Genomic DNA, 18,458 nt, shown 5'->3' on the forward strand with positions numbered 1-18,458 from the left:
TTTAGCTTATTTATATTGAGTGAATTCTTTCGGGTGCAGTGAGGCTGTATTGCTGCAGTTCGCTCTCAAGCCGGGGAATAGCACCAGGCGCAATAATTCCATACAGGAACAAGTACATGGCCTGTCTGAAAACTTCATCTTTTGAGTAGTCGGTAACCAATTCGGCTGCGAACTCAAAATCTTTTTGTATGTGTTGTTGTAAAAGAGCAACTATCAGTTGCGGATGCAGACTTCCACGGAATACACCTTCCACAATCCCTTGCTCCAATACTTTAAGCAGCTTTTGCTGTATAAAATTGTTTAGCGTATTAACCAGGTTGGCATATTCAATGGGATTATATTTTTGCAGGTCGGTGAAAAAAACCGGGCTTGTCTTTTTGCAGAACTGTACATTAGCTGTGAGGTATCCGAGTACCCGCAGCAGGTTATCAGCTTCCGCCCTATCAACTTTTGCCATAGCTGCCTCGTAATTATCCGCCACACGCTTACATACCTGTTGAATCAAATGGTGCCTGGAGTCAAAAAACCGGTACAAGGTTTTTTTCGAAATGGCCAGACGGGATGCAATTTCATCCATGGTAAAGGGCTGAATACCCTGGCTGGTGAATAATTTGTAGACCGTTTCTAGTATCTGTTCTGTCATAAAATTTTCGACCACTTTGGTTTATTGGTCAAATATAGGATGACTATTCGACCAAATTGTAAAATTGGTCGAATTAAATTGTTAAGAAACTGCCAAACGTGCCAGAATTGAAGAAAAATGTTAAGCTCGCACCTGAACATTCACCAATTAACTATATAATAATCAATAAAATAAAAATTTTCACTCCTGAAACGTTTTAAATGTCCGCTGTTTTCTGACAACGGTTAGAAACGATTCTGTATATTTGTACAAGACCTTAAAATAGACCAAATATGTCGAATAGTCAAGAAACAAAGGACCCTATCAGGGAAGAAATACTAAATGGCGCCAGGGACTTGTTTGAGCGGTTTGGCTTTAAAAAAACGACCATGGAAGATATTGCCCGCCAGATAGGCAAATCGAAAAGTGCTTTATATTATTATTATAAAACCAAGGAAGAGATATTTGGTGCGGTTGTGCTAAATGAGGTAGAAGCATCGCAGACCATGGTAGCTGAAGCGGTAAAAAGAGAGGAATCGGCAATTAAAAAATTCCGCATGTTATTTATCAGTATGCTGGAGGGTGTAAAACAAAAGGCCAACAAATTCTCCATTTTCAGAGCAGAGATGCACGAAACCCATTTCCTGGTTGAAAATGCTCTTAAGCATCGCGATTCTTATATCGAAGAACAGCTAAAAGATATTCTTATACTGGGTATCAGCCAGCACGAAGTAAAAATGATGAACAATGCAGAAATGAGTTTATGGGCAAAAATGATAAATCTTGCTATTAAGGGTATGGCCCACAAACTTTTCCTGGAAGATGATTTTAGTGTATCCGAAAGTCAACTGGGTTTTATCGCCGATACGCTTTTCTATGGAGTGAAAGCATAAGAATTGCTAATCCTGCTTTCCCGTAATAAGATCGAATTGTTTATCGCCCTGCCAGTGATCTTCTACTGTCACCTTATTAGATAGATCACTCAACTTGTTATTGCAAAACAAACAATTTATAAAGACTAAAGCCGCTTAGCAATCAATTATATTATTTCAGATTCTGTTTTGTCCAGTTGTACTTCACCCCAAAGAGCATCTTGCACATCTTCAGTCATCTATGGTTTCGCCGGCTCACCGCTATTTTTAGCTCTTCTAAAAATTCTAAGTCTAATCTTACAACCTTAACCGTCTTGTAAAAAAAGGAGTCCCAAAATCAAAAATTACAAGCCATCGAATAAGAAATTCTAATATTGTATAAGGTAAGATTATTGCATAGATGCAGCCAATCTGCCGAGTATTTTTAATTTAAGCTGCACTTCTTTCGACCAGGGTAAGCCGATAGAAAGCCTCATGCAATTTTCAAATTGATTTTGTAAAGTAAACATCCTTCCCGGAGCTATGCTTATTTTATGTTTCATTGCTATATCAAACAGTTCTGTAGTATTTACTTTTCCGTTAAACTCCACCCATAAGGCAAGCCCACCTTGGGGTCTGCTTGTTTTAGTGCCTTCCGGAAAATATTCTGCTATCGCATCTATATAATGCTGGTAATTGCTTCGAAGTGTTTGCCTCAGTTTGCGAAGATGATTTTCATAGCGACCGCTTTTCAGGAAGTTGGCTACTGCCTCTTGCGTTATAGTGGGGCAAGATATGGCATGAACGAGTTTTAGTTTTAAGATTTGTTCCCTGTATTTGCCTGGTGCTACCCATCCTACCCGATAGCCCGGTGCCAGTGTTTTGGAAATAGAGCTGCATAATAAAACTGTTCCCTCTTTATCAAAAGCCTTGCAACATTTTGGACGTTGAGTTCCAAAGTAAAGATCACCGTATATATCATCCTCTATCAGTGGAATACCATGCTTCGACAAAAGCGTCACGACTTCTTTTTTTTGTTCATCGGGCATACAACTGCCCAAAGGAGTATTGAAGTTTGGTACGAGTAAGCAAAGGTTGATCTTAGGTATTACTTTCTTCAGGGCTTCTATTTCAATACCCGTGGTTGGATGTGTAGGGAGCTCAAGTACTTTTAGCCCCAAACTTAAAGCCAGTTGTAAGATGCCGGGATAACACGGGCTTTCCATAGCAATAGTATCCCCGGGTTTTGCCAAAGCCATCATGCAAAAGGATAAAGCATTCATACCTCCTGCAGTAGTTACCATGTCATTTTCTGAGAGCGTTAACCCGCAGGATAAGGAACGGGCAGCAATCATTCTTCTCAATTTTTCATTGCCCTGCAACTGTTCATATTCTGTACCACTTCCTTTCAGTTCCCGGGTAGCATGTATCATTTCCTTATTCAATTTTGCTAAGGGCAACAATTCATTGGAAGGTACTCCAATTGAAAAAAGCATAAGGTCATTCTTGCCCATATTAGCATAGACCTTGCTGATTAATTCTGCTGGTTCCTTACTATTACTAACTTGTGGCGGCTTGCTTACTTCCGGGAGTGGGAGCCTTTGATAAGATAACCTACTTACAAAATATCCCGATTGTGGTTTTGTCTCAATGAGTGATTGAGCTTCCAGTTCCACGAATACCCTTTTAGCAGTGTTCATACTAATCCCGTGTTCCTGACATAACATTCTAACCGAAGGCAGGCGGTCGCCTTCTTTCAATACTCCGCTTCTGATCAGTTTTGCAATGTTGTTTGATATTTCAACATACAGATAGTCATTCTTCATACCCTAAAGATAACTGTGTCCATCAAAATAAATAAAAACTGCGACTGTGTTCATCGAAAAGCCTTATCTAGTTTTGCAAAAAAAATACAAATACATATGTCAGAAGTAATCATTAAAACAGGTAAAGAGAATATGGATGTGAAAATGATACATCGTTTCTTAAGTGAAGATTCCTATTGGGCTAAAGACATTTCTTATGCGCTCATAGATCATTCGTTGTCTCATTCTTTTTGTATCGGTGCTTTTGTAAATGACGAGCAGGTTGGCTTTGGTCGGGTGATAACCGATTATTACACTTTCGGGTGGTTCGCTGATTTTTTTGTGTTACCAGGATATCGGGGAAAAGGTATTTCTAAAAAAATGATATCCTATATATTGGAGCAGCCCTGGTCTAAGCGTTTAAGAAGGAAGATGCTGAATACAAGTGATGCACATGGTTTATATCGTCAATTTCAGTTTAAGGAACTTACTAACCCTTCCTATATACTGGAAATATATAACCCCAATATTCATTTACAGTATAAGGAAGAAAAAGAAACTTCTCAGGCCTCAATAGATAATCAGCCTGTTTAAAACCATATCCAATGTTTATACCCAATGCGTTCAAATTTGAGAATCTGGCAGATAAAATCGCCTTTATGAAAAGGTACAGTTTTGCCACCATGGTAACCTGTAAAGACAAAATTCCTATAGCCACCCGACTGCCTTTTGTTATCGATTACAGTTCAGGGAAATTGCTGTTAAATGCCCACCTTGCAATTATTGGGTATTTCTTTATAATCAAATTCCCACCTTATCGTGATGGCAGTTTAAACCTGGTCTCACTTTCAGTTTCTTTCCTGCAATCCAGTTCATAAAAAATTTTGCCACATTGATTTTAACACAGCACAATAGTTTTTCACAAAGGAATATTCCCATGCTTCTTCCTGGGTAGTTTAGCCACTTTATTCTCCAGCATGGCAAATGCCTTGATCAGTTTTATTCGTGTTTCTTTTGGTTCTATTACTTCATCAATAAAACCTCTTTCTGCAGCCAGGTAAGGAGTGGCGAATTTTTCCCCATACTCCGCTTCTTTCTCCGCAAGTTTTTGAATCGGATCAGCCGCTTCGGCGATTTCTTTTTTGAAAATAATCTCACTGGCCCCCTTCGCTCCCATTACGGCTATTTCCGCTGTGGGCCAGGCGAAATTCATATCAGCTCCGATATGTTTTGAATTCATCACATCATAAGCGCCGCCGTATGCTTTTCTTGTAATAACGGTGATACGGGGAACGGTGGCCTCGCTTAATGCATATAGTAGTTTTGCACCATTGGTAATAATGCCATTCCATTCCTGGTCGGTACCCGGCAAAAAACCCGGCACATCCACCAATACCAATAAAGGAATATTGAAACAATCACAAAAGCGGGTAAACCTTGCCGCTTTTTTTGAGCTGTTAATATCCAGCACACCGGCCAGGCTCATGGGTTGATTGGCCACGATGCCAATACTCCGGCCCGCCAGTCGTGCAAAGCCAACCACGATATTTGTCGCATACTCTTTATGTATCTCAAAAAATGATTCGTCATCACAAATCGTTTCTATCACTGATCGCATATCATAAGGTTGGTTATTACTTTCGGGAATGATCTCTTCCAATGACTCCCTTGTTTCATTTCCCGGTACATATGGAAATTTGGGTGTAGTGTCCTCGCAGTTTTGCGGCAGGTAGCTTAATAGTTTTTTTACCTTTGCAATGCACTCCATATCGTTGGCCGCCGTCAGGTGTGTAACGCCGGATTTAGAAGAATGTGCAAAAGCTCCACCGAGTTCTTCCGAGCTTACTTCTTCATTGGTAACTGTTTTCACCACATTAGGCCCGGTAACGAACATATAACTGGTATGCTCAACCATCAAGGTGAAATCAGTCATAGCAGGTGAGTACACTGCACCGCCGGCACAGGGCCCCATGATAGCCGACAGCTGCGGAATAACACCGGAAGACAACACATTCCTGTAAAAGATATCCGCATAGCCTCCCAGTGATCTTACACCTTCCTGTATTCTTGCGCCGCCTGAATCATTCAACCCGATCATAGGTGCACCCACCTTCATAGCAAGATCCATTACCTTACATATTTTTTCCGCATGCGTTTCAGACAGTGCGCCACCGAACACGGTAAAGTCCTGTGCAAACACATAAGCGAGTCGTCCATTGATAGTACCATAACCGGTAACAACACCATCGCCATAAAACTGTTGGTCTTCCATCCCGAAATCTTTGGTACGATGAAGCACCAGGGCGCCAATCTCTTCAAAGGATCCAGGATCCATTAGAAGTGTAATACGCGCCCTGGCAGTCAATTTTCCTTTTTTATGCTGCGCAGCATTTCTTGCCGCACCTCCACCCTGTTTTCCCTCCTCAATCTTTTTCCGTAATATTTCTGACTTAGCTTTTTTCATGAATCGTATAATTATTTCAGGGTAATTAAATTAAACCGCAAAGTCAAATAAGTCCTGAATATCTTATTTACTTTTTTGTCTTGACACAAAAAAGTAACAAAAAAAGTCAAGGCTTCGTAAAAAATGCTAAAAATTTCCCTCTCAGGCTAAAATGAAATAGTTCAAGCGATCATGCAAAGCCGGACATCAGTACGACAACAAGCTAAGAATATGGTCAACCGATAGAATACTTATTTCATTTTTACGCCTTCCAGGTAAATTTTCTTAACGCATTTTTTCCGAGGCCATTCCCCAATACTATACTGCGGCTTAAATAAATTATTCTAAATTATTTTTCCAAAAGCCGGTTTTTCCAGTTGGTAAAAACGGATTCAACAGGTTTTATTTTTTTTTGTTGATCAAAAAAATATTTCAATGCAATGATGGACGCCAGTTCGGCATTGGCCCTTTGTTTGTCTAACAGTTTTTCCGGTGTATAATATTTTTTTACAAAATGTGTATCAAATTTCCCGGATACAAAAGCTGCATGCTCAAAAACAAAATTACCGAAGGGCAATGTAGTGGCTATGCCTTCAATTTTATATTCCTTAATAGCCGCTTTCATTTTTTGAATGGCCTCATTCCTGTCTTTTGCATGTGTCACCAGCTTGGCGATCATCGGGTCGTAATACACAGGAATGGTCATGCCTTCCGTGTAACCATCATCTATTCTTATTCCTTCGCCACCAGGTTTTATATATTTGGTCAATGTGCCGATAGAAGGTAAAAAATCATTCAGCGGATCTTCAGCATACACCCGCAATTCAAGAGCATGACCATTGATAACAATATCATCCTGTGCGAAACTTAACTTGTCCCCTCTTGCTATTTTTATTTGTTCTTCCACCAGGTCAATGCCTGTTATCATTTCGGTAACGGGATGTTCAACCTGCAGCCGGGTATTCATTTCCAAAAAATAAAAGTTAAGCTCATCATCCAGCAAGAACTCTACGGTGCCTGTGCTGGTATAGTTACAGGATTTGGCAACCATCACGGCTGCTTCTCCCATTTTTTTTCGAAGTTCAGGAGTCAGAATGGAGGAAGGAGATTCTTCCACCACTTTCTGGTGGCGCCGTTGTATACTGCATTCCCGTTCAAACAAGTGAACAGTATTGCCATGTTTATCCGCCAACACCTGTATCTCTATATGCCGTGGCGAGTTCACATATTTTTCAATAAACACAGCACCATCGCCAAAAGATGATCTTGCTTCACTGATGGCCCTTTGCATCTGCTCTTCCAACTCGTTTTCTTTTTCCACCACTCTCATTCCTTTGCCACCACCGCCCGCAGATGCTTTTATTAAAATTGGATACCCTATTTTGCCTGCCACTTCTTTCGCAATGGTAATATCTTCAATCGCTTTATCAATACCCGGCACCATTGGGACATTATATTTTCTCACCGATTCTTTAGCAGCCAGTTTCGAGCCCATTATCTGCATAGCTTCGGGGCCGGGCCCGATAAAATTGATACCGGCCTCTTCTACTTTCCTGGCGAACTCCGCATTCTCACTCAGGAAACCGTAGCCGGGGTGAATGCCGTCTGCACTCAACTCTTTGGCAATTGCAATTATCTTATCACCATTAAGATATGATTGATTGGAAGGTGCAGGCCCGATACAGACAGCCTCATTGGCAAATAACACATGCGGTGCATTGCGATCAACTTCGGAAAATATCGCCACGGATTTGATACCCATCTTCCGTATCGTTCGCATGATCCTTAAAGCAATCTCCCCACGGTTGGCAACTACTATTTTCTGCATGCATTTTTAATTTTTAGTAAATGAAACACGGATAAAATGATATGACGGACTAGTGTTCTGTTAAGTTCAAAATGTCGCTTTAAAAAAGCCACGTCCGCCGTGCCGGATCGAGCTTCGAGACTTTAATTAGTTATCGAACTATCAGTCTCGCAGCTCATAGCTCACTGCAAAATCCGTGTAATTCTTGTATCAATCCATTAATCCGTGATTTATTCCAGTTCTACCAGCACCTGGCCTTTCTCAACAGCCTGCCCGGCAGATACCGATACTTTTTTGATGATGGCATTGGTTTGGATCATAATACTGTTCTCCATCTTCATGGCTTCGAGTATTAAAAGTTTATCGCCTTCCCTTACTTCCTGTCCATCACTTACGGCAATTTCCAATACCAGCCCCGGCATGGGTGCTTTAATCTCTTTCACTTGTTTATTACTTGCTTTGCCAAAACCCATTTGTTCCAGCACCTGGTCAAGCTCATCTTTTATTTCAATGTCGAATGTTTCCCCTTCTATTTCAATGGTTAGTCTTTTAGCTGTTGCATTGGCTTCAAGCAGCTTTGCATTACTACAGCGCTGATCTTTTATAAGATTGAATGCTATTGGAGATAGTGCAACCAGGTCTACCTTCTCTATTTCATCTTTTGTAAAAGAAAATAAGAACCTGTTTGTTTTTACTTTGTACGTTTTAACGTCATCAGGCATATACCAGGTTTGTACTCTAAATTAAGTAATCTGGAAATTGAATTAGAAAAAGGCCATATTTCAAATTTTAGTACAGTTCATGTGACCATTCACAAGTGTCCCCGGTAAAGCGAACCAGGATTGAAGGCTGTTGTACCGCGGCCGGACAGAAATTGAACAGCTTGATAATGCAAGGTTGAAGCCATTCCAATGAGTAAATTTTTTGTGAATTGATGACTCACTGGTTTTGGAGAGAATTGGAGCAATTTGGATAAGTATAAAAACAAAAAAACCTGTAATATCAACGATTTGCAGGCCTTTAGTTTGTTTTGAGATTGACTTAAGCGGACCGGACGGACTCGAACCTAACCCGGCACATATACTAAAATCAATTTCTTACAAACATCTCTGGAATTGTACTCACCGAATCACTCACTCTTCCATTTCATTATGAGTAACTGCAAATCCAGATAAAGATAGCCACTTTTCTCGCCTTAGCCCAAGGGTTGTCTAAGATATTTGATCTCTACCTTTGCGATTATGTAATAGCATCATCCCTTGGCAAAAATTTATTAAATCGAAGGTTACTCACTATACTGACTTCCGAACTTATATAAAAGATGCCGAGATTTTGATCAAACAAAATCCAGTGCTTTATTTTTTTCTAACAGAACCCATAAATCGGGTCGTGGATGTGAAAGTAAAAGTGTATAAACTGTTTAAAATTGAAAAGGAGGATAACCTTATTATGACCCTCTTAACCACAGAAGTTTGCCTTATTTATGATAACAATTTTGATGATAGTCTTACGTCGGTTCTTTCACGGGAACTTGATGACCTTCCGGTCAAAACAACATTCTTCCGCCTTTGTAATAGGAAAAATGATGTGCCCATAAATCCTGAGGCCCGTCAGTTACGGGATACACCGTTGCAGGCCCGCCATAGGCTGTATAGTTTTTAATGAATGGATATGTGTTTTCATCAGCAGGCACTACACTGTCATTGTTTGAGATCACATGCAATACCGGCACTTTAAATGATGCAAGACCTTCCAAATCTTTCAGCGGAATATCATTGTAGCCGGCAGCCGTTTCATCTGTAAGCTTTAATACTTCCTTGCATTGCTTCCATGTTGCCGAATCGCCTTTGCCTTTGCCTTTGCCTTTTCCCTTACCGGCAGGCCAACTGTTAATATCGCAAACCGGCGCCTCATTATAAATACAGGTTACTTTAGCGGGATTTCTTTTAGCCCATTCAAATACATACAAACCACCACGGCTCACTCCTTCCAACGCCACTTTTGATGCAAAGAATAAACTATCTGTTAGATAAGCATAGCATTTATCCCACACCTGCATGGCATAGGGACTGCCGTACTGGTTATCCGTATTTACAAAAAAAAACATGAAAGCCTTTAGCCAGCAGCAGGCTATCCATCTCGGTATGCCAATCAGGGAACGATGCACGCCAAACCCAGGGCTTGCCCTCCAATGTCTGTTTTGGTTGTACGTAGTAAGCGTTATGATCAGCAACAGTAAAATGAATGCGTTCAAAACCTTTCCATTTATCTTTGCGGATAAATGCAAAAGGCAAAGACGAAGACTCATGCTTCACTAGTGAAAACACGAGAGAAACAACAAAAGAATAAATAAAAATGAGAACCGTTTTTTCATAATTTTTTAGCACCGCATGTTTTGTTGGGCTGAGGGCCAAGTTTAATATTCAAAGAGCCACCGTTGGCAAACGTTTTAAATGTCAGCTCAAAACTGTTCCAGTTCTTTCCGTTTAATGTTGCCGATTGTATGTACGTGTTATCCTTTCCTGCAGGCGATGTGGTTTGTATCACAAATGTTTTTTTTCGGGGCATGTGAAACCTGATCTTATCGAAGCTGGGCGAAGTAATTTCAAGTGTCGGATTGGTATCGGCCAAACCCTGTACATCAAATAATCCAACCGCCATTAATGTGCTTAATACCCCCATCTGTCCCTGTTCTTCATCGCCACAATAACCTGCAAAAAAAGTTGTATCACTAAAGGTTGTTTCATTTACCTGCCGAATCCAATAATAATCGCCAACATTCTGCTGAAGATTGGAAATTCTGACCTCTCTTTCTGCACCGGTATCAGCAGGTTCTGTTTGCAGCTGTGCATTTGCATGGTTAAGAAATGATGTAATAAAAGCAAATACTAATGCTCGAATATGGCAATTGTTATGACAATGATCTGGTTGATTTATTTCAACATAAATGTTCTTGGCTGGTTGGCTCCAATTTCAAATGAAAAACTGTTATTGACAATGGGGATTCCAATTTTATCCATTTGTTCGCCTCTCAGGTTACACAGGTATGCTTTTTTGAATGAAGCGTTTGCAGGAAGCGTTGCTGTACATTTTCCTTCATTACCAGCTTGTTCCCAGAAACGAACGATTGCGTTATTGCCGTTTTTGTTAAATGAAGTAACCAGTACACCCTTGCGATTCAGTGTAAGGCCGGTTTGCATATTCGGCAATTCACCACTCGCTTCATATTTATGCGCATAAGCTAGGTCGGTGGGCGCCCAAAATGCAGCACTCAATGCTGTACGTGTTTCTTCAGCAGGCGTAATAAGGCTGGCAGCTGCATCGTAATTTTTGTAACTCCAGATGTAAAACTTTGCCGCATGCGATCCCTCAATCCACTCTGTGAAATTGGTGCCCCATGCGTTGTTGAATAAATTCGATAACACCGTACCGGTAGTCAGCGTTCTTGTTTTGTTGTACACCCCAATGCCTGGCTGATCGATGCTTACGCCAGGTGTATGCGGACAGTTTAAACCAATACCACCTGTTTGATCGTACATAGCCATGGCGGTGTTTAGAAAATAAAAATCATGATTGGTTTTGTTCACCAAATCTTTTTGCGGATCAACAATGCCGCCGATACGCAACAAACGATACTCAGGTTTATCCAAAGCAAAAGGGAAAGCCATCCATCCGGCTTCGGGATTGGCTACAGGTTTCTTGCCATCAAGGCCCACTGTAATTTCAATATAAGGCTGATTTTCGTAGAGCGTATAGCTTACCAGGTATTGTTGTGCAGAGCTGTCATTTAACTGGCACATAGCCGTGGCACGTATCAAACTGCTATTATTCAGCCACTCAATTTTACTGCATCGGCCGTTGTAGCGAATGGTATTTTGATTAGACAGTTGCTTTGGCAGCCTGATAAATTCCTGGCCAGCCCAATCAACCGCACTCGGCTTTATATAAGTGTTGTTGTAGGTTTGCACCTGCTCTCTTCCTAATTGCTCATACACATACTCACCAAAAGCGTACTTACTTTTTGCATCCACCAGCTCCCGGTTGTTTTGCTTATCGAATACCGATTGCAAAGTGCCTGTTGAAGGATTGATGGTTAATTTGAAATACTTATTCTCTAACACATTGTTCTGAACATTGGCTGAAAGTGTCGACGCTATTTCGCCCGGGTTATCTACCACCACAAAAGTTTTATATCCGCCTGCGGGAATTTCGGTAGCGTCAAAAGAAAGCAGGTTATGATCCTGGTGAACCGGGATAATTTTACCGGTTTCAATATCTTTTAATGCTTTGATGGGTGGTACTTCGTGAGCAGGGTTTTCATAATAGCTTTCAAACAGGGTTACATGCCCGCTCCTCGCCCATGGCAAAGGGTTATACACGGTTACATGCGGATTCTTCTCTTTTACTGATTTCGTCAGTTCAAAAAGAAGATTTCGTTTCAAAGGCCATATCAATTTTTCGGCCTGTTTTGTATAAGCCGATTTCTCTTCCCATGATTTTTCCAGGAAATAAAAATTGCCTTCCGCCTTATTGATCTTGAATTCGTTGCCATACTTCCAAAAAAGCTGGTGCCCGTGTGAAATCGCAGCGCCAAAAGTATGTTCATCAAACAGCAACATGCGTTCTGTTGCTTTATTCACATATTTATCAATCGAAACATTTTTATTCTTCCATACGTTCATTTGGGTATTCAGTTGCTCTGTCACATACGCTTCACGTTGAAAAACTTTATTGGTCTTCACTTCTTCAGGCATCGACATAAAGCCATGTATCCAGGTATCGGGCATATCGCCTTTAACGGTGGGCAACTGAGGTTTTTCTTTCATCAGCAAATCATAGAAATCAGAGATCCTGCCAATATGAATGCGTGCATTGGGCATTTTCTCACGAGCTTCTTTTATCAAAGCGGCTACTTCTTTCGGATCGGGTGCGCCCGTGTTTTCGTGCGTGTGAATCATGGCCAGCCAGGTTTTGTGCGGCCAGTCTTTGGGAGGCAAAATGCCGGAGCCATAATACTGTGCCCAGTAAAAAGTAAGCAGCTTTGAACCATCGGGGCCCTGCCACCAAAATAAAGTAGGCACATCGGGTGATGAGGAACCAGAATTGCAGCCAATGTGCAGGATATCCACGCCTGAGTTTTTTAGCAATGTGGGGATGATCCAGGAATGCTCGGGTACATCGGTAAACTTGGCATCACGGGCAGGCTTTAGTCCATAACGACGATTGATATTATCGGCAAAGGAAAGCCCACGGGTAAGGTTCTCCATATCGCTTGATTCTGTTTCTACAGTAAAAGGCATCGCATGCGCCACAATACGTCCGTCCTTAATGGCCTTTTCTAATCTTGGTTTATTCTCCGGAGAACAGTTGTCAAGCATGTATTGCAAAGGCCATGCGGGAATGGTCCATACAAACTGTTCGTTCTTTGGCAACGAAGCTGTTTGATCAATAGAAGCCAGTGTTTTATCGAGCATAGGACCGGCATACTTTTGCAATACCCCTTCCGCCCAATCGGTATAACCAATATCGACATGCATTTTGAAAGCGATGACGATATCTGTAACCTTATTACTGGCGTTTCCATTACCTGCATCGGTAGCAGCAATCTGTGCCTGCAATAGCGCAGGAAGCATTAAGAGGAAAACTAATTTTATTCTTTTCATAGCAACAATCATCTTACAACTTATTTGATATCTCTTTTAAAACCGATTTACTGTTTCTTCAATCCCCATGTTTTATTGGGTTCAGCACCCAATTTTATTTTCATAGAGCCGCCGTTCGCAAACAGTTTAAACGGAAGTTCAAAACTGTTCCAGTTCTTGCCGTTCAAAGACACCGATTGAATATACGTATTATCCTTACCTGCAGGCGATGAAGTTTGTATCACAAATGTTTTTTTGCCGGGCAGATGAAACACAATCTTATCGAAGATGGGTGAAGTAATTTCAAGTGTAGGGTTTGTATCAGCTAAACCTTGTACATCAAATAATCCAACTGACATTAATGTACTTAATGCGCCCATTTGGCCCTGGTCTTCATCGCCACGATAACCTGCATAAAAAGTGGTATCACCAAACGTGGCTTCTTTTACCTGGCGAATCCAATACTGCGTAAGCCAGGGTGCATTTGCATGGCTGAACAAGTGGCCCATATGACAACCGGGCTGATTATCGTAATCAACACGGGCAGCGTAATGCTCGCCATGCTCCGCTGCAAACCCACTGCTAACTGCACTTTCAAAATCGGCATTCAATCTTTTTACAAAAACATCATTGCCTCCCATTGCTTTGATTAAGCCTTTCACATCTTGCGGAGCATAATAGCTGTAGATGGATCCATTCGATTCAATAAAGCCTGGCGTAGCATGATTAGCGCCTCGTTTAGTACCAACAGCCTCAAAGGGAGTAAGCCAGTGGCCCAAGCTGTCTTTGGGTCTTGCGTATCGAATGGATGTATCGAAAATATTTTTCCAGTAACCGGCCCTTTGCATAAACTCAGGGTAATATTTTTTCTTATTCAGAAGTGAAGCCATATTGGCGATACACCAATCCTGGTAAGCATATTCCAATGTCATAGAAGCACCACCACGGTTGTAGCCATCACCCCTGTCTTTTATTTCAATAGGTACATAACCATATTTCAAATACCAGTCGATACCACCGCCTTGGGGTGATGGACCTGCTTCATAACCACCCCTGTCTCTTGTTCCTCCCGGAAATGCATTTTTATAAGCCCCTTTAAAAGCAAGTTCTTTATCAAATGTTGCCCGGTTGGTTTGAAGCAATGCAGCCAGTAACGGTGTTGTGTGATCGCCCACCATCACCCAACATTCCTGTCCACCCCACGAGGTTCGGCCCATGATGCCGCTATTTTGATAATAGGCAAGAAAAGTCGATGCCAGGTCATTCCCGTATTCAGGATATACCATCGACCAAAGAATATTGAGGTTCCAATGCGTTCCCCATAAACCATCGGCATCAAGAAAATGATACGACGGTTTGCCGTTTGATTTCAGCGGTACATATCTTACAACGGGTGTTGGTCCTGTATTATCAGTATAAGCACCGTTTACATCTTCAGTGATTCGTCGGCCAATAGCTGTATGCATCAAATCGGTATAAAACTTTACCTGTTGCTTATGCGTTCCGCCCTTCACTTCTATTCTGCCCAGGTAATCGTTCCATGATTTTTTTGCTTTCGCAACAGCTCCTTCAAAATTCCAGTCGGGCAATTCTTTATCGAGATTCATCTTCGCATTTTCCATACTTACAAATGAAATCCCTACCTGCATCATAATTTGCTCACCTTCTTTGAGATTGTAGTAGCTGGCATATACACCCGCTTTGCGGTCATCGATCAGTTCGTCTTTCACCAATTCTTTTGCATCCCCTTTTGCTGACGTGGCTTTCCAGAAATTTATTTTGTGGAAGGGCTTACTGAACTTTGCATAAAAGTAAACCGTGCACTTTTTCTTTCTTCTGAAAGTGGGTGCATTTACAGAGTAACCTTCTATTTCAGTATCACTTATTTTTTTTGCAAATCCTTTTTCCATTTCCACAGGCCCTAATGCTGCAGTAAGGTCCATAATGATGTGTGCTTCCTTGGCTGCAGGAAAAGTATAACGATGAAAGCCGGCACGTTCTGATGCAGTTAACTCTGCAGTAATGCCATAATCAGGAAGCATCAATTTATGATAGCCGGGTTTAGCAATTTCTCCTTCATGACTAAATTTCGATTTTGATGCATTCAAACCCTGCAGTGCTTTGCATTCTCCCACAACAGGCATTATCGGAATTCCTGCCGTTTGCGTGTTATGAATATGGCTGAAGTTGAAAATATATTCATCATTATAACGATAACCTGCATTCCACAAATCACCATGATGGGTATCGGGATTTAAAGACACCATGCCATAAGGCAGAGAAGCAGCTGCAAAAAAATCGTAGCGTGGTTTTGTAGTTGCTACTAAAGGATTAGCAAGGTCGGCAGGCTGTTGACTGAAGACTTGCGTAAACAAGAATAAAAATATGCACGACAAAAAAACCTTCATAAACGATACTTATTTCTTCAACAGTTAAAACGTAATTCTTACAAACTAAATAAACTGAACCTAAACTTGTCACTAAGTGAATTACTTATTGTCTGGTTCCTAAAGATGACATTTTTCATTCTTTTTTTTAATAGCCTGCAACCACAATCTTGCAAAGGCTTTTATACCGAAATCGGAAAAATGCACACTATCATATCGATGAATAGCATGAATTAGCGTATCGGTATCGGGGCCTTCAAGTACTGTTTTATTTTCATTGATAAATTCCTGCTGAGCTTTTCTGATAGCGCTGTCAATACCCAAAGGCTTCGTAACGGAACCAGAATAGAATGATGCCAGGCTTATATACAGATCTGCGGATTGCGTTTTGCGAATTGTTTGCAAAATAGCTCCCAGTTGTTCCTTGTACTTTGCAGTACTGGTGTTTAAAATATTATCTGTTTCACCCTGGTGCCAGAAAATATGTGTAAGGCGTATGTGCTGGCTATCTAAATAGTTTAATGTTTGTTGCAGTTTATCAAAGCAATCACCAGTTGCCCATCTTTCAATAGATGATCCGCCAACAGCTATAGGTATAATGATCACTTTGGAATAAAGACCGCTATCGATCAACATGTCACCTAATTGCGACCACACAGATCCGCCTCCAACACTTCTTGTAGCACCAAACAAAGGATCTTTTGCTGTATACAGTTTGCCTTTGTAATAATTGTACACGTTGGCATTGCGTGGCGTATATGCACGCTGTCCGTAATTACCAGCGTTCGACTGTCCAAAGGTTAAAGCAATCATTGTTTTTCCATCTTGTTGAAGATGGGAAAGACTCACTTCTCTTACTGCACCTGTATCAGCCGGCTCAGTCTGCAACTGTGCATTTGCATGGCTAAGAAATAAACTAAGAAGGCTGATCAAAAATACTCTACTCATGTTTTTTATTATTTCACGTAAACGAATAATATATAATTTGAGTGATACGTTGTTTGATTTTATTATTTCGTCAGCAATGCCCGGTATTTGTTTACTGAAGCACCCATACCTTTTGTTAAATGATATGTTGGCCCCTTATAAACAAAAGCATAAGGCCTATATAATGTAGCACAGGAAACATTATTATTTTTCAACGCTTCATACTGCTCCCAATAGTGATCATATTTTTTAATGGAAGCTTTGAGTTTTGCTTTATTGTATATACCCGTTTTATCGCCTTCAAAACCCAGCGCCATAATATTCCATCCTTCAGCAATGATCTTATGTAATAGTAATCCATATTGAGAAGATACTCTGAGGTAGGTTTCATCAGCTTTATTGCTGATGACTATCTTTCGGCTTAACGCTTCTACCTTCTGCCAAATGTTTACCGCTTCATATTTTTCTGCAACGGCTTTCTGTAACAAACCTTGCTTATAGTAACTGGAAAATGCTCGATACAGAGGCCCTTCAGAACTAAACTTATCCAACTCGGGAATAGAATCAATGCCAGCCAACAACTCATCTCTCATCCACCATACCCAACTGTTATCAAAAGGCAATGCACTGCTGTAATGCCCCCGCAACACCGCTTTGGCCGAAAGCAAACACAATTCACGAAACCTTTTACGTGAAGCGCCTTTGATGCCATTCTCATTCATAAACTGGTTAAATACTTCTTCTTCAGTTTGCGTTGTATTCATTGCCCAATGACCAATTACATATGCATTGAGCTTGCACCAAAATTCGTTGCTGATGTAAGGACCAACCCAACCACCACCACGGCTCCAGCTCCACACACCTTTAAAGTTGGGGCTCTTTTTAATATCATTTAAACTCTTATATCCTTTTTGCGGTGTATTGGTTTCATATTCTTCAAAACCTTTGATAACCCCGTTCATTACATAATTAGGATATGCTCCTTTTCCTTCGTACTCACGCTGGCATTGCACTTCCACTATTTGCGGATGATGACCGAGAGATAAAGTAGGATTGAAACCAAAGGTTCTAAGGTAATCGCCCTTTGTGTGTTTGATAGAAAAGATGAGTTGTGGATGTGGAGTGATTTTGTTGGTTACATTCAGGTAATACTCCGGACTCTCATGCATACCACCAAATGACCAGGTGCGATAGAATATTGTTTTGTTTCTTTTCACACACACTTCATCCCTTAACAGGTTAATCAGTTTGATATGACTTTGCTCTTTATTGGTAATGGGATTATTGCCTGTATGATAAGGTACATTGTTTGTGTAAGTCTCGCCGGTGCGGATCATCAATCCATCAAGATCGGGAAAAGTTTCAAACAATTCATCCAACATCACTTGATGGATCTCCAATGTGCGAGGACGTTCAAATGATATGCGGCCAAGACTGTCACATATTTCACTGCGATATAGTTCTACCAGTTTTTTCGGCAACACAATAATATCTGTGAAATAATATACTTTGATACCTGCAGCATGAGCCGCTTTAATATTCTTTTTTACCCGCTCTGCAGCATTCATTACCCATTGCAATTCTTTTGATCCCTCCGGAAAGATGGAAGGGTTAAGCTTCTTAAATGTAATTGCAGCATGAGCAAAAGTGAAATCATTCATCACCTGCCCGGTATAACCTTGTTCAGCCAATACTTTCGGATCATTAAAAATAGATTGGGTTAATGCTTCACCGGGATTATGATGCACCATGTCCAAAATAAATCCGTCATTTTTCTTTTGCGAAATTGCAGGCAGAGAAAAAATAAACAGTGTAAGAAATAGTAAGAATCGGGCATTCATATTAACCACTCTCTTTGAAAATAATAAAAAACGTTTTACAACTCAACCAGCAACACTGCTAAAAAATGAAACGATCTTTCTTTTTTATAATCACCTTAATCATATTTTGCATTGTGTTATCCTCCTTCATTTT

General features: G+C 40.8%; 15 protein-coding genes. 3 read left to right on the forward strand and 12 right to left on the reverse strand.

Features of this window, described 5'->3' with window-relative positions; all coding sequences use genetic code 11:
* Positions 1 to 10: 10 nt before the first annotated feature.
* On the reverse strand, positions 11 to 643 hold the full coding sequence (locus P2W73_RS24320; protein WP_276504707.1) for a TetR/AcrR family transcriptional regulator: 633 nt from the start codon (positions 641 to 643) through the stop codon (positions 11 to 13).
* A gap of 272 nt (positions 644 to 915) precedes the next feature.
* Between P2W73_RS24320 and P2W73_RS24325 the strand changes: the two genes are divergently transcribed.
* Entirely contained in the window at positions 916 to 1,515 is a 600-nt protein-coding gene (locus P2W73_RS24325) for a TetR/AcrR family transcriptional regulator (RefSeq protein ID WP_276504708.1), read from the forward strand.
* A gap of 368 nt (positions 1,516 to 1,883) precedes the next feature.
* Here the strand turns inward: P2W73_RS24325 and P2W73_RS24330 are convergent, their stop codons facing one another.
* Positions 1,884 to 3,299 (reverse strand): aminotransferase-like domain-containing protein, encoded by a 1,416-nt coding sequence (locus P2W73_RS24330; protein WP_276504709.1) that lies wholly within the window; start codon positions 3,297 to 3,299, stop codon positions 1,884 to 1,886.
* Between the two features lie 96 nt (positions 3,300 to 3,395).
* Here P2W73_RS24330 and P2W73_RS24335 point away from each other — a divergent pair, with 96 nt between their 5' ends.
* On the forward strand, positions 3,396 to 3,872 hold the full coding sequence (locus tag P2W73_RS24335; protein ID WP_276504710.1) for a GNAT family N-acetyltransferase: 477 nt from the start codon (positions 3,396 to 3,398) through the stop codon (positions 3,870 to 3,872).
* 11 nt (positions 3,873 to 3,883) lie between these two features.
* Positions 3,884 to 4,156 (forward strand): FMN-binding negative transcriptional regulator, encoded by a 273-nt coding sequence (locus P2W73_RS24340; protein ID WP_276504711.1) that lies wholly within the window; start codon positions 3,884 to 3,886, stop codon positions 4,154 to 4,156.
* A 41-nt stretch (positions 4,157 to 4,197) separates the two neighbouring features.
* On the opposite strand, the gene P2W73_RS24345 is transcribed toward P2W73_RS24340, so the two are convergent.
* From P2W73_RS24345 to P2W73_RS24390, 10 genes are all read right to left on the reverse strand, one after another.
* Positions 4,198 to 5,742, reverse strand: a complete 1,545-nt coding sequence (locus tag P2W73_RS24345) for an acyl-CoA carboxylase subunit beta (RefSeq protein WP_276504712.1) — start codon at positions 5,740 to 5,742, stop codon at positions 4,198 to 4,200.
* A 328-nt stretch (positions 5,743 to 6,070) separates the two neighbouring features.
* Entirely contained in the window at positions 6,071 to 7,549 is a 1,479-nt protein-coding gene (gene accC, locus P2W73_RS24350; RefSeq protein WP_276504713.1) for an acetyl-CoA carboxylase biotin carboxylase subunit, read from the reverse strand.
* Positions 7,550 to 7,758: 209 nt separating this feature from the next.
* Positions 7,759 to 8,250 carry an acyl-CoA carboxylase biotin carboxyl carrier protein subunit gene (locus P2W73_RS24355; RefSeq protein ID WP_276504714.1) on the reverse strand — a complete coding sequence of 164 codons (492 nt, stop codon included), beginning with the start codon at positions 8,248 to 8,250 and terminating at the stop codon, positions 7,759 to 7,761.
* An 824-nt stretch (positions 8,251 to 9,074) separates the two neighbouring features.
* Positions 9,075 to 9,635, reverse strand: coding sequence for an alpha/beta hydrolase (locus P2W73_RS24360; protein ID WP_276504715.1), 561 nt, complete (start codon positions 9,633 to 9,635; stop codon positions 9,075 to 9,077).
* Entirely contained in the window at positions 9,610 to 9,915 is a 306-nt protein-coding gene (locus tag P2W73_RS24365) for a hypothetical protein (RefSeq protein WP_276504716.1), read from the reverse strand. Before P2W73_RS24365 ends, P2W73_RS24360 begins: the two co-directional genes overlap by 26 nt.
* Complete coding sequence (locus P2W73_RS24370; RefSeq protein ID WP_338116898.1) at positions 9,899 to 10,477, reverse strand: glycoside hydrolase domain-containing protein; 579 nt, start codon at positions 10,475 to 10,477, stop codon at positions 9,899 to 9,901. The genes P2W73_RS24365 and P2W73_RS24370 overlap by 17 nt, the downstream gene beginning before the upstream one ends.
* Positions 10,462 to 13,191: a glycoside hydrolase family 38 N-terminal domain-containing protein gene (locus tag P2W73_RS24375; RefSeq protein WP_276504717.1), complete on the reverse strand. Its 2,730-nt coding sequence runs from the start codon at positions 13,189 to 13,191 to the stop codon at positions 10,462 to 10,464. The genes P2W73_RS24370 and P2W73_RS24375 overlap by 16 nt, the downstream gene beginning before the upstream one ends.
* Positions 13,192 to 13,238: 47 nt before the next feature.
* On the reverse strand, positions 13,239 to 15,578 hold the full coding sequence (locus P2W73_RS24380) for a GH92 family glycosyl hydrolase (protein WP_276504718.1): 2,340 nt from the start codon (positions 15,576 to 15,578) through the stop codon (positions 13,239 to 13,241).
* A gap of 99 nt (positions 15,579 to 15,677) precedes the next feature.
* Positions 15,678 to 16,505 carry a sialate O-acetylesterase gene (locus P2W73_RS24385; protein ID WP_276504719.1) on the reverse strand — a complete coding sequence of 276 codons (828 nt, stop codon included), beginning with the start codon at positions 16,503 to 16,505 and terminating at the stop codon, positions 15,678 to 15,680.
* Positions 16,506 to 16,567: 62 nt separating this feature from the next.
* Positions 16,568 to 18,325: a hypothetical protein gene (locus P2W73_RS24390; RefSeq protein WP_276504720.1), complete on the reverse strand. Its 1,758-nt coding sequence runs from the start codon at positions 18,323 to 18,325 to the stop codon at positions 16,568 to 16,570.
* Positions 18,326 to 18,458 lie beyond the last annotated feature (133 nt).

Source organism: Terrimonas pollutisoli, assembly GCF_029360765.1.
Classification (GTDB): domain Bacteria; phylum Bacteroidota; class Bacteroidia; order Chitinophagales; family Chitinophagaceae; genus Terrimonas_B; species Terrimonas_B pollutisoli.

What these genes read in the sequence shown, in the direction of transcription:
- accC (WP_276504713.1), bottom strand. Translation starts at nt 7,549, where the DNA reads ATGCAGAAAATAGTAGTTGCCAACCGTGGGGAGATTGCTTTAAGGATC.
- P2W73_RS24375 (WP_276504717.1), bottom strand. Translation starts at nt 13,191, where the DNA reads ATGAAAAGAATAAAATTAGTTTTCCTCTTAATGCTTCCTGCGCTATTG.
- P2W73_RS24330 (WP_276504709.1), bottom strand. Translation starts at nt 3,299, where the DNA reads ATGAAGAATGACTATCTGTATGTTGAAATATCAAACAACATTGCAAAA.
- P2W73_RS24345 (WP_276504712.1), bottom strand. Translation starts at nt 5,742, where the DNA reads ATGAAAAAAGCTAAGTCAGAAATATTACGGAAAAAGATTGAGGAGGGA.
- P2W73_RS24355 (WP_276504714.1), bottom strand. Translation starts at nt 8,250, where the DNA reads ATGCCTGATGACGTTAAAACGTACAAAGTAAAAACAAACAGGTTCTTA.
- P2W73_RS24360 (WP_276504715.1), bottom strand. Translation starts at nt 9,635, where the DNA reads ATGTTTTTTTTTGTAAATACGGATAACCAGTACGGCAGTCCCTATGCC.
- P2W73_RS24385 (WP_276504719.1), bottom strand. Translation starts at nt 16,505, where the DNA reads ATGAGTAGAGTATTTTTGATCAGCCTTCTTAGTTTATTTCTTAGCCAT.
- P2W73_RS24340 (WP_276504711.1), top strand. Translation starts at nt 3,884, where the DNA reads ATGTTTATACCCAATGCGTTCAAATTTGAGAATCTGGCAGATAAAATC.
- P2W73_RS24335 (WP_276504710.1), top strand. Translation starts at nt 3,396, where the DNA reads ATGTCAGAAGTAATCATTAAAACAGGTAAAGAGAATATGGATGTGAAA.
- P2W73_RS24325 (WP_276504708.1), top strand. Translation starts at nt 916, where the DNA reads ATGTCGAATAGTCAAGAAACAAAGGACCCTATCAGGGAAGAAATACTA.
- P2W73_RS24390 (WP_276504720.1), bottom strand. Translation starts at nt 18,325, where the DNA reads ATGAATGCCCGATTCTTACTATTTCTTACACTGTTTATTTTTTCTCTG.
- P2W73_RS24380 (WP_276504718.1), bottom strand. Translation starts at nt 15,578, where the DNA reads ATGAAGGTTTTTTTGTCGTGCATATTTTTATTCTTGTTTACGCAAGTC.
- P2W73_RS24320 (WP_276504707.1), bottom strand. Translation starts at nt 643, where the DNA reads ATGACAGAACAGATACTAGAAACGGTCTACAAATTATTCACCAGCCAG.